This window comes from Kothea flammea (assembly GCF_052161645.1).
In the GTDB taxonomy this organism is placed as follows: domain Bacteria; phylum Planctomycetota; class Planctomycetia; order Pirellulales; family Pirellulaceae; genus Laterigemmans.
Window position 1 is genome coordinate 3,314,591 of sequence record NZ_CP197414.1, and the last position, 14,152, is coordinate 3,328,742.

The following is a 14,152-nucleotide window of genomic DNA, read 5'->3' on the forward strand; positions in this document are numbered from 1 at the left end:
CCCGTTGCCGCTAGAACCCCGGTGCCGATTGTAGTAGGCGCCGAAACTGCCAACAAGTCAGGCGGTTAACGCTGGTTGCTCACTCTCCACCGGCTGCGGAATTGCCCGCGATGTCTGCTCGCCGCTGGTGGCAGAACCGATGCGGGGGCAATAGACCAGCTGATAGGCGGCCGGAACGAAGACGAGCGCCAGCACCGACGCGCCTGTCACTCCACCCGCGATCGCCACCGCCAAAGGTGGCCAAAACTCCCCGCCGGACCAAATCAAAGGCGAGAAACCGGCGATCGTGGTGAAGGTCGTTGCCAGCACGTGACGCGTGCAGGAGCTGACCGAATCGACGACCTCTTCGACCCCCAGCGGTTGCTGGCCATGGTTCGCCTGCAACGTGGCCAGCACGACGATCGAATCGTTGATGGCGATGCCGATTAATCCCATCGCACCGATGATGGCCATGAAGCCAAACGGATAACCGCCAATCCACAGCGCACCCATCCCCAGTCCGATCGACATACAGCCGACGGCACCGATCACGCTGGCCAGGCGAAATGAGCCGAAGGATAGCACCAGCGTGGTTACCATCATGGCCATCAAAACACCCACGCTGGCCAGCAAGTTGCCAACCGCGTCGTTTCGCTTCGAGGCCTCGCCGCCATAATCAAGCGTATAGCCTGGGGGAGTCCGCCAGCCAGAATCGGCTAACTTTTGTTTAAATCCGCCCAACGCTTCCGATGGCAGTGTGCCGGCGACTAAGTATCCCGATACTTCATTCATGCGGCGGCGATTGAGCCGCACGATGACGCCCGTCTCGGGGACAAGTCGTAATTTGGCGACGGCCTTTACGGGGATCAAGACAGGTTCGCCCTGATTCCCACGGCTGACCAAGTCGAGTGTCTCCAAGCTGGCCAAATCGGCCCGCTGCGGGTCGGCAAAGCGAATCCGCACCGGTAACTCTTCGGTTTCCTGCAGTACATTCCCAGCGAACAGACCATCATAGGCGGCTTGGACTTGGGCGGCGATCTCGGTGGCAGTTAAGCCGGCGATCTGAGCCGCTTCGGGGTCGACGTCGAGGGCAATTTTGGGCAGCGTCTCGCTGACTAAGCTGGTGGTGTGCGTAATGCGTGGCACATTGACCAACAGGTTGCGAAGTTGTTCGCCGTACGTTTGTAGTTGTTCTAAATCGGGGCCGAACAAGCGGACCTCCACCGGGGCGTTGAAGGGTGGGCCTTGTTCCAACTGTCGCACCAACACGCGGGCGTCCAATATTTCGCGGTCCACCGTGCGCTGCAGCCTGCGGATGATTTCGCTCACCGAGATATCTGCGGGCACACGCACGATCGCTTGCCCAAAACCGGGACGTCCCTGCTGCGAAGCAATTACGTTGTAATAAAAAGTTGGCGCGCTGTCACCAAAGTACCAATCGACCTGTTCCACGGGCTCTGCGCGCAGCAGGGCATCAAGGCGCCGAGCGACGCGATCAGTGTCGGCGATGGAGGCCCCCGGCGCCAGTTCGACTTCTAAATAAAATTGATCGCGGTCGGCGGGGGGAAAGAACTGTTCCGCTAGCAAAGGTGCCACGGAAAAACCAGCCAGCGGCAATATCAAGGAGGCCGCCAAGGCCAACCAAGGGCGCTGCAGCAAGAAGCGGAGCGTGATGCGATACCAATTTAACAAGCGGCGCGAGTGGAAGCCCTGCTGCCAGACCGTACGCCAGATCGTTTCAGGTTGCCTGCTTGAGGTCGCGTCCGGTGGCCCGACTCGCAACCAAATGGCGGCGAGGGCGGCAATTACGGTGAGCGAAAAAACCAGCGAGGCGCCGATTGCCATGATCACGTTGAAAGCGATTGAACCGACAAATTCTCCCGCCGGTCCGGGCATCAGCGCGATGGGGGCAAAGGCCAATGCCGTGGTCAAGGTGCTGCCCCACAACGGTACCGCCAGCTTGCTGACGCTCTGCCGCACCGCGTTGGTGGGAGACAAACCGGCGGCAAGTTCCGTGCGGACCTCGTCGGCGATCACAATCGCGTTATCAATCAGTAACCCCAAGGCGATGATCAAACCTGTGATCGACATTTGGTGGACGGGAATGTCCCACAGTCGCATGCCAAATAAGACGGTCAGCACAGTCAAAGGTAATGCCAGCGCCACAACGATGGCGCTGCGCCAACCCATCAACAGCAGGATGACCACGCAAACAGCGCCCGCACCGACGGCGAGGTTGGTCGTCAGGCTGCTCAGCCGCTCGGTCACATAATCCGCTTGATTCATCACCTCGATCAGCCCCACGCCGGCGGGTAGACGCGTGGAAAATTCCGCCAACATTTCATCGGCCCCCGTGGACCAGCGGTCGATGCGGGCGGCCGGTCGAATGAGCGCCCCGAGGCTGATCGCCACCTGATCTCCATGCCGCGCCCAACGTGGCAGTGGCGTTTGGGGGGCCAGCGATATGTCGGCGACTTGATCAAGTCTGACAAAGCTGCCCGCCGAGCTACGGATGTTGGTGCGGGAGACTTCGGCCAAATCACGGAATTCATTGTCGACCGCCAGCGACAAATCGTGCTCATCGCCGCGCAATTGCCCCGCCGCTTGTTTGGCATCCGCGGCGCGCAATTGATCGGCAATCGCGGCAATGGATAGTCCAATGGCGGCCGCCCGCTGGGGCTCCACCTGCACGGAAATCTCTTCTCCGGGATCCCCAAAGCGGTCAACCGCTTCGGTGCCGGCCAGCTCTTGCAAGCGATCTTGCAATTGTTTGGCAGTCCGCCGCAAAACGGCATAATCGACTTCGCCCTCAGCGGTCCAGACCAGCGACACAATCCGCGCGTAGGCGCGGACTTCGAGCTCTTCGAATTCAGGGCGCGTGGCTCCGACGGGCAGTTGCGGCAGCGTGTCCTCCATCTTGCCGCGAACTTTCGCCCATACCACATCGGTCTCGGTAATCGCGTCCAACAGTTCGACCGTGATGCTGCTGATTCCCGGCCGGCTGAGGGAACGGATTTCTTTAATCTCGCGGATGTCGCGGAGGCTATCTTCCAACTTTTCCGTGATCAACGCTTCCACGCGACTGGCGTCGGCTCCTGGCAAGAGCGTGTTGATCATGGCCACGCGTTGTCGCAACACGGGGTCTTCCATGCGGGGCAGCACGGAGATACTCGACAAGCCGGCGACCGCCACCACACCGATGATTAACACCAACAAGCGGCGATCATTCACCAGGCGAGTGGCGAGTCGAGCCCAGATGTTGTCGCCCGCGGGTTCTCCAGTCTTTGTAGCAGCAGATGCAGGCGTCATGGCGATGAACTTTTCTCGCGGTTTGGTTGCATGATTTCCTCGTTTGGCTGCACTTGCATGCCTGGCAACACGCGATGCAGGCCGCTCCGCACGATCGCTAATCCGGCCGTCAGCGACGAACCCTCGATGCGTGCCCCGCTAGCCGTCATCTCCAAAACGCGAACATCGTGGCGTTGCAATTCCCAAGTAGCAGCCGCTTCGACAGCGGCCCGCTCGGCTGCTGTGTTCCAAGCGGTGTCGCCGGGCACCGCCGACTCACCGGCCGACTCACCGGCCGAATCACCGGCCGAATCACCGACGGGCGTGATCGCCAGCACTGACCACAGCCCACGGGACGACCGGGCGAGGGCCGAGATCGGTACCCAGTAGCCGCTGTTCGATACGGAGTTGGGCCGAATCTCCAGACTGACCGTTTGTCCTGGTATCACGGCCGAGTCCTGCTCCGCCGCCTGCAGCCGCACAAACACTTCTTGAGTCCGCGTGTTGGGGTTAAGCTGCGGCGCCAACCTGGCAACCTCGCCCTTCAGCAAGCGATCGCCAAACGAAATCGCAACTTGCTGGCCCACACTTAACTCAGCCGCATCCTCGGCGGAGACGCCAAAGCGCGCTTCCAAGGGATCGACTTGCAGGATGGTCAACACGGGCTGGCCGACTTCGGCGACCGTCCCTTCGTCCAAAAAGCGACTGGCGATCAGTCCGTCATAAGGTGCTAAGATTTGGCTGTCACGCAGATTGACTTCTAAACTGACTTGTTGAGCTTGCAGGCTAGCCAGCCGAGCCCGCTGAGCCTCCAATTGCTCGGGACGGGTGCCGGCTCGTAGTTCACTGAGTGTTTGTCGGGCAGCTTCCAAAGCGGCTTGTTGCTGCAACAAACCAAACCGCGCTTGATCATGAATTTGCGCGCTGCCCACGCTGGCTCGCATTAACTCCGATTCCCGGCCCAAGGTCGAAAGAGCCAGCCCCTCCACAGCTTCCCACCGCTCGACTTCCGCCTCCGCCGCAGCCAAGACTTGAGCCCGGGGCCCAGCCTCCATTTCCTTCAGCACCGCCTCAGCAGCTCGTTGATCCGCACGGTTCACCGCTATGGCGGCTTGCACATCGGCCATGTCAAGTTCAGCCAGCAAAGCACCGGCGGACACACGATCCCCTTCCTCGACCAGCACTCGCAGCAAGCGACCCGAACGACGGAAGGCGAGGTCGGATTGTTTCGATGCGGCCAACGTTCCCCGATAGACATCGCCTCCCTGCGGCGAGGGATGTTTGCCAAGCCGCAACACGTCAACGATCAACGGGGGAACCTGCTGGCCCTCCACGTGCGGCTCCAATCCTGGACCCGAGGCGCGTTTGCCCGCTGCGGCTTCTCCCGATAATGGCGGCTGCCACCAAGCGGGGATTGAAATCAGCAGGACTAGCAGCGTGCCGCAGCCCAGCCAAACTCCGCGTCGTTTCTGACGAAATGTCACTTTCATGTGCTTTCCAAACTTACAAAACGTGCGACCAGCGTTTGACTAACGTGAGCGGCCCATTTGGCATAAGCGTCTGGGCAATACAGTGGTTGCCAACCCAATCCATCGAGCAACGCGTTACAGTTTCGTCGGATGGCCCGTCGCGAGTCGACGATGCCGATGTCGGCCAGCGAAGGGCTGGTCATTTCCAGTAGCAAACTGCCGTAGACCAACGACCACAGCCCAAACACAATGTCCTCAATCTGGCTGTTCGTCTTGAGATGCAAATCGCCATTGGCGATCGCGTCGCGAACCACGCCGGCCACCGTGTGCATACAGCGTCCCTCGCAGCTGCGAAGCAATGATTGCCGTCGCGGAGAGGTTTTTTCCCACACCAAATCGTGCCGGATGATATATTCGACGCGAAATAGTTCAGGAAAGTGGTCCGCAAATATCTCGCAGCCGATGCCGATCGCGGCGACTCGCTCTCGCGGCGTCCCACGCATCGTCACCGCTTCGTTGAAAATGGCCAGCCGCTGTTCGACCGCCTGAATCGCCAAGGCCAGAATGATTTCTTCTTTGTTGGGAAAGTGGTTGTAGACCGTTCCGCGAGCCAGCTTCAGCTCGCTAGCAATCGCTTCCATGCTCAACGCGGCCATCCCGCCACCGGCAATCATCGGTCGCGCCAATTCCAATATCCGCGACTCACGCTCGCGCAGCTCACGTTGTTTGGGGGTTAGGGTTTCCATACCCCTACGTTAGATCCCGCGAGGAAAATGACAAGCTGTCAAAAAAGAATTTCTGCAATTTTTCTTCGCTTTGACCGGTTTAAGCGAGGTTCAGGCACCCTAGCTGCATTTGCCGGTAGCATCCCGAACGGCGACAGCGGGGAACTGTGACGTGTCACGGCAAGCTCATTAGCAAACGGTATACTGTCTATTAGTTCCAATACCGTTTAATGAGGGCCATCTTGGCGGGCCCCTCGTTAAACAGTCAGCCGTAGGCGTACTTGTAATGGGAACGCGTTCTCCTTCGGCTGACGGTTAAACGATTTATTGAACGGTATTGCTATTAATCTCATGAAGCGAACGCCCTCCCCCGCCCCGCTCCCCCGCCGGTCTCATGCCTGTCCCGCAAATGCTCAGCACCCAACGACGTTCACGATTCACCCCTGTTCGACTCCGGCAGAACAGTTCCCGGCAGAACAGCTGGCGGCGCTTGCTGAAGTTAACGCTCGTCGCCGCCACCATAGGAATGCTCATGTCATCAACTCGCTCTCCCTTCGAAAATTCCGCTACGGCCCAAACAACCGACGCGACACAGCCCCCCCACACAAATTCGCTGATCGATGAAACCAGCCCCTATTTGCGTCAGCATGCACATAACCCAGTCAATTGGTATCCCTGGGGAGAAGCTGCCTTTGCCAAAGCCAAACAAGAAAACAAACCCATCTTTTTGTCGGTTGGTTATTCGACTTGCTACTGGTGCCACGTGATGGAGGTCGAATCGTTCGAGGACCCCGAAGTGGCGGCTGTGCTGAACGAACATTTTATTGCTATCAAGGTTGATCGCGAGGAGCGGCCCGATATCGATGAGCAGTACATGATTGCCACGCAACTGTTGACCCAGCGGGGTGGTTGGCCCAATTCGGTGTGGTTAACTCCCGCTGGCAAACCGTGGATGGCCGGCACTTATTTTCCCAAAGCAAATTTTATTTCAGTGCTCGAACAACTGGCCACGATTTGGGAAACCCGGCGTGACGAAGTTGATCGGCAAGCTGAGTCAATGGTTCAGGCCGCCGCTCGCGTCAGCAGTCCCCGTTTCTCCACGGCAGTTCCGCTGACCGAAAAATTATTGGATCAAGCGGCTAAAGAACTCGTCGCTCGCTTTGAGCCTCTGCATGGTGGTTTTGGAGCAGCCCCCAAGTTCCCACCGCATGGAACTTTGCAACTTTTGCTGCAACATTATCGCCGCACGAAAGATCCGTCGCTATTGCCGCCAATCACCAAGACGCTCGATGCGATGTGGTTGGGCGGGCTGCATGATCACCTCGGCGGCGGTTTCCATCGGTATTCCACCGATGATCGTTGGTTGTTGCCCCACTTCGAGAAGATGCTCTATGACAATGCCCAATTGATGCGAGCCTATGCGGATGGTTTTGAATTGACCGGCGAGAGACGTTATCGCGACGCGGTTGAAGATATCTTCCAGTGGTGCCAGCGAGAGATGACCGCGCCGCAGGGAGGATTTTATTCAGCCCTTGATTCGGGAGAAGTCGGCCAGGAGGGGGAGGCTTACGTTTGGTCGGTTGAAAAACTGAGGCAAGCATTACCTGCCGAGGACGCTCAATTTTTTAGCGAGATCTATAATTTCCAAGTGGAAGGTAATTTCGCCGAAGAAGCGAGCGGAGAGAAAACAGGTGAGAACATTCCCCATCGCACCGAGACGATTGAGCAGATTGCTGAACGTCGCTCTCTCGATCCGGCAGCACTTCGCAGCCGCTTGGATGCTCTCCGTGAAACCTTGTTGGAGGTGCGACAAGGTTGGCCCCAGCCGCACAAGGACGATAAGATCTTGACCAGCTGGAACGGCCTAATGATTACTGCGCTGGCGCGTGCCGGCCGCCTACTCGAGGAACCTCGTTATTGCCAAGCCGCCGAGCGGGCCGCAGACTTTATTTTACAAAACATGGTCCGTGACGGTCGCTTGTTGCGAACCTATCGTGCTGGCCAAGCCAAATTGCCGGCCTACCTGGATGACTACACTTATTTTATTGAGGCATTACTTGAGTTGTATCAAACCAGCGGCAACGCTCGCTGGCTGCAACAGGCCGTTACGTTTGCCGAACAATTGATCGACGACTTTGAGGATCGGCAACAAGGCGGATTCTTTTTCACCACCGACGATCACGAAGACTTGTTGGTCCGCTCCAAACATTTGGGCGGAGGTGGTAATTTGCCGAATCCCAACGGCGTGGCTGCCCAATTGTTGATCGAACTTGCGGAGCTAACTGGTAAATCCATGTACCGGCAATCCGCTCAGCGAACTCTACAGTCGCTGTCCGGATTAATGGAACTGCAACCACAGGCGAGCGAGGATGTGCTCATCGCCACTTCTCGCTGGTTGGCGACTGGTGGTGAGGCATCACCCGTTATCGCGGCCGAGCCTCAGCAACAGGATGGCAAGCTGATCCAACGCATCGATCCGGTAACCGTTCAAGTTGCACCGGCGACTTTGAAATGTAAAGTGGGTGAGAGCGTTACCGTGAGCATCATGTTAGCGATCGATGCGGGGTGGCATTTGTATGCCGAAAACCCGGAAGCAGATTTCCTGCAGCCCACTCGCGTGACGGTTGATGCCGACGAAGCTTTCACAGTCGAGCAAGTAAAAAGCTCGTCGCCCCAGCGTCAATTGGACGCGATCCTCAACCAAGAGCTGGCGACTTATGCGGGAGAGGTGCAGTTTGAACTGGCAATCACGGCAAATGCAAAATCAGTCCCGGGAACGCATCCTTTGACGATTCGCGTGACCATGCAAGCTTGTGATAGCAAGCGTTGTTTGCCGATGAAAACGGCTGTTATCGAAGTTCCCCTGGAGGTGCAGGAGTGAGAGCCGAAACTACGGCGTACGCTCGTTAGCGATTTTGCCAATCAACGGCGTTTAGTTTTGCTAACGCTAAGACGAGCGCCTGCGTGCCGGCTTGGCCGTGCCCTTGGGCTCGCAACGCTTCATAAAGCTGCTTGGCCAAGGCCAAGCCGGGCAACGCCAATTGGAGACGTGAGGCTTCTTCCAAAGCGATCCCCATGTCTTTGAGAAAATGCTCGACGTAAAACCCGGGTGCAAAGTCTTGTTGCAACATGCGGGGTGCCAGATTGCTGAGCGACCAGCTGCCAGCCGCACCGCTAGATACTGATTTCAAGACGGTTTCAATATCCAAGCCGGCGCGATGGGCGTACAGCAGTGCTTCGCAAACGCCGATCATGCCGCTGGCGATCAAGGTTTGGTTCACCATCTTGGTATGCTGGCCGGAACCGGCGGGGCCTTGATAGATGATGGTTTTTCCCAGGCAATCAAACAGCGGTCGCAGCGCCTCGACGGCCGCTGCGTCTCCGCCAATCATGATCGACAACCGCGCCTCACGGGCGCCCACATCGCCCCCGCTGACGGGCGCGTCGATAGCAAATAGCCCTCGCTCCGTTGCGGCGGCGGCAATCTCTTGAGCTAACTGTGGTTGGCTGGTAGTCATGTCGATCAGCACCGAGCCCGGCTGTGCGGCGGCTACGATCCCGGCGTCTTCCAGGTAGATCTCGCGGACGTCGGCCGGATAACCGACGATGGAAAAGATAACATCGCTGGAGTCGGCGACGTGAGCGGGGCTGTCCGCCCACTCGGCCCCTTTGCCAAGCAGTTCTGCAGCCTTTTGCGGCGAGCGGTTGAAGAGCGTTACGTGGTAACCGGCATCGAGCAAGTGGCCGCACATGGCTCGCCCCATCACGCCGGTACCGATCCAGCCGATGCGGGTTTCGGAGGGTGAGATAGCAAGCATTGTTTAGTTGGTTCGCAATCCGGGGAGCGATGGAATTAGGTAGCTGAGAGGAAGCTTACCAGCGGTGGCTGGGGCGATCGAGGATCTCGCGGAGCATTAGCGCTTGGCGGATCCCCTGGCGGCTGCGAAACAACTGAATGATTTCCGCCGCGGTACGCTGATCTTGATGAATCGGTTGCGTGTCACTGTTACGCGAGGAGCCGGCACGGTTGACGGCCAGGTCATCAAAAGCTTGGTGTGGCGTTGGTTGTTTGTAGTCGGTGCCAGTGCCGCTGCCGACGCTACTTACCGGCGTGGAATAGGCATCCTTGGTTGGATTCTGCTGCTTGAGACGAGATAATTCGGGTTCCGAGTGAACCAGTTCGGCCGCGATCACGACATCGTGATCTTCGGCGGTGGTGACCGCCCGTTCCGCGGCGCGATCGGTGTATTCGGGGCGTTTTCGTTGAGCCGCTTGCTGGGCCCGATCTCGCTGCTCCTGCTCGATCGTGGCGTTTTCAGCTCGACGTTGCGCGGCGCGGCGGAGAAAATCTTCTAAATCACCAGCCATGTACATTACCCATTGGTTGCGACGGTGCTAATTGTCGGCGTTACCAGAAGTTCCAGCGATCGTTTTCCGCATGTCGGTATCGGCGCTGACATTCTGTAACTTGTAATAATCCAGCACTGACAAGCGACCGTTGCGAAAGGCTTCCGCGATCGCTTGGGGGACGGCCGCTTGGGCTTCGACGACCATCGCTCGGCTCTCTTCGATCTTGGCCTGCATTTCTTGGTCGGTGGCGACAGCGGCGGCTCGTTTTTGTTCGGCCGCCGCGCGGGCCACTCGCATGTCCGCTTCTGCTTGATCAGCTTGCAGGCGAGCACCGATATTTTCGCCCACATCGATGTCGGCGATGTCGATCGAGACGATTTCAAAAGCGGTCTGCGAATCCAATCGCTTGGCTAGCACGGCTTTGGAAATCATGTCAGGGTTTTCCAAGACGATCGTGTGCCGCTCGGCACTGCCGATTGCGCTGACGATCCCCTCGCCGACGCGGGCGATGATCGTCTCCTCGGTGGCCCCGCCGATCAGCTGTTGCAAGTTTGCCCGGACGGTGACGCGAGCCTTTACCTTTAATTGGATACCATCTTTGGCAACTGCGTCGAGCGTTGGTTTGCTGGAACCTCGCGGAGGACAGTCAATGACTTTCGGATAGACGCTGGTCTGCACCGATTCCAACACATCGCGTCCCGCCAAGTCGATCGCAGCAGCTTCGCGGAACGTCAGCGAGATCGTCTTGGCTTTTTTTGCCGCGATCAAGGCGCGAATGACTTGCGCGACGTTACCGCCGGCCAAATAATGGGCTTCGAGCGCCTTGCTGGTTAGGTCCGGTTCTTCCAAGCCAGCTTGGGCAGCCATGATGCAAGCCCTGACGATGGCCTTGGTGTTGACCTTTCGGAAAGTCATTCCGAACAAATCGAAAATTGTGACGTCGGCTCCGGTCAAAAATGCCTGGATCCAAAGTCCAAAGTAACTCGTCAGCAACAAGCCGACAAATAGGATGGCGGCGACCACGACGATCGCGATGACCACTAACCAAACGCCCGTCTGTTCTGCTTGAGCCAATAGTGTTTCCACGGACATCAACCTCTCAACGGATGCTAAATTTCAAGTTGCATTCCGCCACCTTCCAGACGGCTGGAGACTGGCAGTTCATTTGTCGGCAATTGAACTGAAAGCCTGGGGCGGCACTCCGATCACTCTCTGACGGTTGCATCCACCATTCTAGCGAGCGATCCGCGGCTATGGGCAGCCGGGGTCCTCTTTTTTACCGCTTTCACCAGAAGATTGGAGCAGCCCTCCAGCCCCAGTTGGTGCGTTTCCGTCCGGCTGCATGTTTTGCCCGACGGAGCTTCATTGGCCCAAATCCTCTATTCAACTCTTGGAATCAGGCAAGCGGGTCTCCTAGGTCTTCGAGGTCGAGCTCGGCGAGCGTCGTTTGGTCGAGATCAGGGGGGGGGCCCTCGTCAGACCCTACGGCGTCTCCGGAGGTGATTGCCCCGTTGGTCGTCGCGGTTGGCTGTTCTTCGGGCCGTCTGTCGGTTGCCCGGACGCGGATTTTACCTGCTTGAACGCTGACCACTTCGACAAATCCACCACGATCAATTGCCGCACCTTGAGCGACCACATCAAAGCGTTGACTATCGACTTCAATTAGCCCGCTGGGCAGTAAATCGGTTTTCGCGACACCCACGCGACCGACCAGCATTCGCAATTGTTCATGTCTTGGATCGACAAAAAGACTCGCCGATGCATCGGCGTCGCCGGTGGGAAGGTTGAGGATGCGACGGCCGATGGGAGTGTGCGGCCAAACACGGATTGCCACGGCGGCGAGCACCGGGAACAACAGCACCACGACACCGGTGCTGATCATCCCGGTGACCAGGCCTTCACTGAAGGCGAGAAACAATCCCCCGCCTAAAGCGATCACGCCACCAATGCCCAATAAACCACCTGTTGGTAAGCTCAATTCCAGCAGCAATAAGACAGCCGCCAGTAGAATTAGGCCGATTGCCCAGACTAAATCTTGCGACATGTTTCCCTTTCGCAGCTGTGCTTTACGATCACTCCAGTTCCTCAACCACAATGCGATTTCCACGCACCTCGACAACTCGCACGTTGGCCCCGACGGAGATTGGCGAACCGTCACTGACGACCGCCACCACCTCGTCGCTAAAGCGAGCCTTGCCCGCTGGCATCAGCGGAGTCAGCGAAACTCCCTCCTGACCAGCGAGCCAATCGTAGTGCACCAAACGTTCTCGCTGTTCTTGTTGATGCATCTCCTCCGATGATCCTCCCGGCATGACCAGATGTCGGAACAGAGGTGTCCCGGGGAGCATGTAACGAAGTCCAACGACCCCGCCGATGACTCCTAGGAAGGCAACGATCACGGTTAATAAGCCGCCGGTGAGACGCTGATATTGGTATTCGTTTTGAGGAATCACAAACGTCTGACTGGTGAGCACGATCGCACTGACCACCATGATCAGGCCGCCGATGCCAAACACGCCCAAGCCTGGTATGACGAGGACTTCCAACAAAATGCAAAACACACCCCCGACGAATAGCAAGATCTCCAACCACTCCGCAGTCCCCGAAAGGAATTTCATCCAGAAGAACAGAATGAAGCAGAGCAACGCAACAAAGCCGGGGACGCTCAGTCCGGGCGCGCTGACTTCCATCGAAAGCGCCATGAAACCGATAAAGATCAGCAAGGTTGAAAGCCAAGGCAAATTCCCCAGCCATTCAACGGTGTGCACAATGGCACGATCCGAAACGGTATCTGGTATTCGCTCCAAGCCGCCGCTGAGAGCGACCTCTTCCAGCGAACCGGCCAAACCCTCGGCAAGTCCCAACTCCACTGCGTCCGCCGCCGAGATGCCGCCACTCAGTTCCAAGGCTTCTTCCCGGTCCCACGTCTGATCGTCGTTGGGTTCTGCCGCGTCCTCGGCAAAATAAGCGACTTGTCCAGTTCGTTTGTGGCGAAAACGATAGATCTTCGCTTCCCGATCGACGATGCCCTGCAGCAGCCCAACGGGACGCCCAGTCCGCTCCGCCAACTCGGCGATTGCCACCAAAAGATCCAGGACCTGTTCGTGATCAATCGCTTCGCCACCCGCCCCGCCCAACCGAGCTTCGGGGTGCAAGTACAGCGGACGACAGGAGAGTGCGATTAAAGCCGAGTCCCCGAGCGCTTTGCTTTCCACAAAACCAATTGACTTTTGAACTCCTCCGTCTCGGCGACTGAGGGTCAAACCCAACTGAAGACTGCTTTCCAACGACCCGCCGGATGAATCCATTGCCAGCAAAATCGTGTTGACTTCGGCATCGTCGACGGCCGCCGCAATGTTTGCTTGGATCCGTCGGATTCGCTGCGCGCTAATGGAGCCAAGCAAGTCGATGCGGCGAGCAACCAAAGCAGTATTCTCCGCGGTCGCCTGCGAAACCACGCGTTCCACACCCAATGCTTCAGTCAGTTCGTCGGGCGATTCGAGCAAGTGACTCGCCCATCGGAAGTTTCTCAACTGAGTGGCGCTAAATTCGGCCGTGCGGTCACTGCCGACCAGTTTTTCCTCTCGCCACGCAGCGCCATCCGCCCGCAGTTCAGCCAATTGCTCGGCACCGACAAACTGACTGCTGCCGTCCACTTGAGACACTTGATAAAGTTCTGCGGCGGGGTCGAGCATGGCGGTTACGACCTGCGGATTCAACAAACCGCGTCCCGCGGCGATCGATTGATAAACTGCCAACAGTGCCGGGTCGACCTCCTCGCCGTCGGTCGTGGTGGCTCCCAGCGACGCTTCGGGCAGCACCAAAAATTCGTCGCAGCTGATGACCGGCAAAACAGCATGCCCCCGCACCGGTCCTCGCAAGAAAGCGATCGTCCGCAGTGATCTCGCCCCCTTGCCGGACAAAAACCTGGCCACGGCAAGGCAATCTTCAAAGCGGCTGCCACGCCCATCGCTGTCAGGGCCAAACGTCAGCACGACAATCTGACGTTGCTGAGAAGTCGCATCGACGCTGCCACGAATTTGCTCCAGCTGGTCAAGTAACCGCTTGGCTGAATCGCTGCGGAGCGGCAACGGCACATCGATGGCATAGGCGACTCTTCCAGCAGATTCCGGCGTCGCTTGCTGACCCCAACTCGGTGCGACTTGGCAGGCGAACAACAGTAAGATCACTCCCCCGCAAAGCCAATGACCAACTGCCTTCACGAGCCGCGGAAATAAAGTCTTCTGCATGGATGTCATCAGTGATTTGGGCCTACGATTGCGGACGGGCTGGCGCCGCACGCGCCACCATCTTCGCGCTCACGCCCCGCCACTCAACCCA

9 protein-coding genes are annotated in these 14,152 nt (G+C 58.0%); 1 reads left to right on the plus strand and 8 read right to left on the minus strand.

Annotation, left to right across the window (positions count from 1 at the left end; all coding sequences use genetic code 11):
- Positions 1 to 57: 57 nt before the first annotated feature.
- From SH139x_RS12720 to SH139x_RS12730, 3 genes are read right to left on the minus strand one after another with little or no spacing between them, the layout of a single operon-like run.
- Positions 58 to 3,288, minus strand: a complete 3,231-nt coding sequence (locus SH139x_RS12720; RefSeq protein ID WP_488355581.1) for an efflux RND transporter permease subunit — start codon at positions 3,286 to 3,288, stop codon at positions 58 to 60.
- Positions 3,285 to 4,757 (minus strand): efflux RND transporter periplasmic adaptor subunit, encoded by a 1,473-nt coding sequence (locus SH139x_RS12725; protein WP_488355582.1) that lies wholly within the window; start codon positions 4,755 to 4,757, stop codon positions 3,285 to 3,287. The genes SH139x_RS12720 and SH139x_RS12725 overlap by 4 nt, the downstream gene beginning before the upstream one ends.
- Positions 4,754 to 5,482, minus strand: a complete 729-nt coding sequence (locus SH139x_RS12730) for a TetR/AcrR family transcriptional regulator (protein ID WP_488355583.1) — start codon at positions 5,480 to 5,482, stop codon at positions 4,754 to 4,756. The genes SH139x_RS12725 and SH139x_RS12730 overlap by 4 nt, the downstream gene beginning before the upstream one ends.
- A gap of 511 nt (positions 5,483 to 5,993) precedes the next feature.
- Here SH139x_RS12730 and SH139x_RS12735 point away from each other — a divergent pair.
- Positions 5,994 to 8,342, plus strand: coding sequence for a DUF255 domain-containing protein (locus tag SH139x_RS12735; RefSeq protein ID WP_488355584.1), 2,349 nt, complete (start codon positions 5,994 to 5,996; stop codon positions 8,340 to 8,342).
- Positions 8,343 to 8,367: 25 nt separating this feature from the next.
- Here the strand turns inward: SH139x_RS12735 and SH139x_RS12740 are convergent, their stop codons facing one another.
- The 5 genes from SH139x_RS12740 to SH139x_RS12760 form a co-directional block, all read right to left on the minus strand.
- Positions 8,368 to 9,279 carry an NAD(P)-dependent oxidoreductase gene (locus SH139x_RS12740; RefSeq protein WP_488355585.1) on the minus strand — a complete coding sequence of 304 codons (912 nt, stop codon included), beginning with the start codon at positions 9,277 to 9,279 and terminating at the stop codon, positions 8,368 to 8,370.
- A 55-nt stretch (positions 9,280 to 9,334) separates the two neighbouring features.
- Positions 9,335 to 9,829 (minus strand): hypothetical protein, encoded by a 495-nt coding sequence (locus SH139x_RS12745; protein ID WP_488355586.1) that lies wholly within the window; start codon positions 9,827 to 9,829, stop codon positions 9,335 to 9,337.
- 27 nt (positions 9,830 to 9,856) lie between these two features.
- The gene (gene floA / locus SH139x_RS12750) at positions 9,857 to 10,903 is read right to left on the minus strand and encodes a flotillin-like protein FloA (RefSeq protein ID WP_488355587.1); all 1,047 of its coding nucleotides are present in this window, start codon (positions 10,901 to 10,903) and stop codon (positions 9,857 to 9,859) included.
- Positions 10,904 to 11,207: 304 nt separating this feature from the next.
- A complete protein-coding gene (locus tag SH139x_RS12755; RefSeq protein ID WP_488355588.1) occupies positions 11,208 to 11,855 on the minus strand; it encodes an NfeD family protein in 648 nt (215 codons plus the stop codon).
- Between the two features lie 28 nt (positions 11,856 to 11,883).
- On the minus strand, positions 11,884 to 14,061 hold the full coding sequence (locus SH139x_RS12760) for an NfeD family protein (RefSeq protein ID WP_488355589.1): 2,178 nt from the start codon (positions 14,059 to 14,061) through the stop codon (positions 11,884 to 11,886).
- Positions 14,062 to 14,152: the final 91 nt, after the last annotated feature.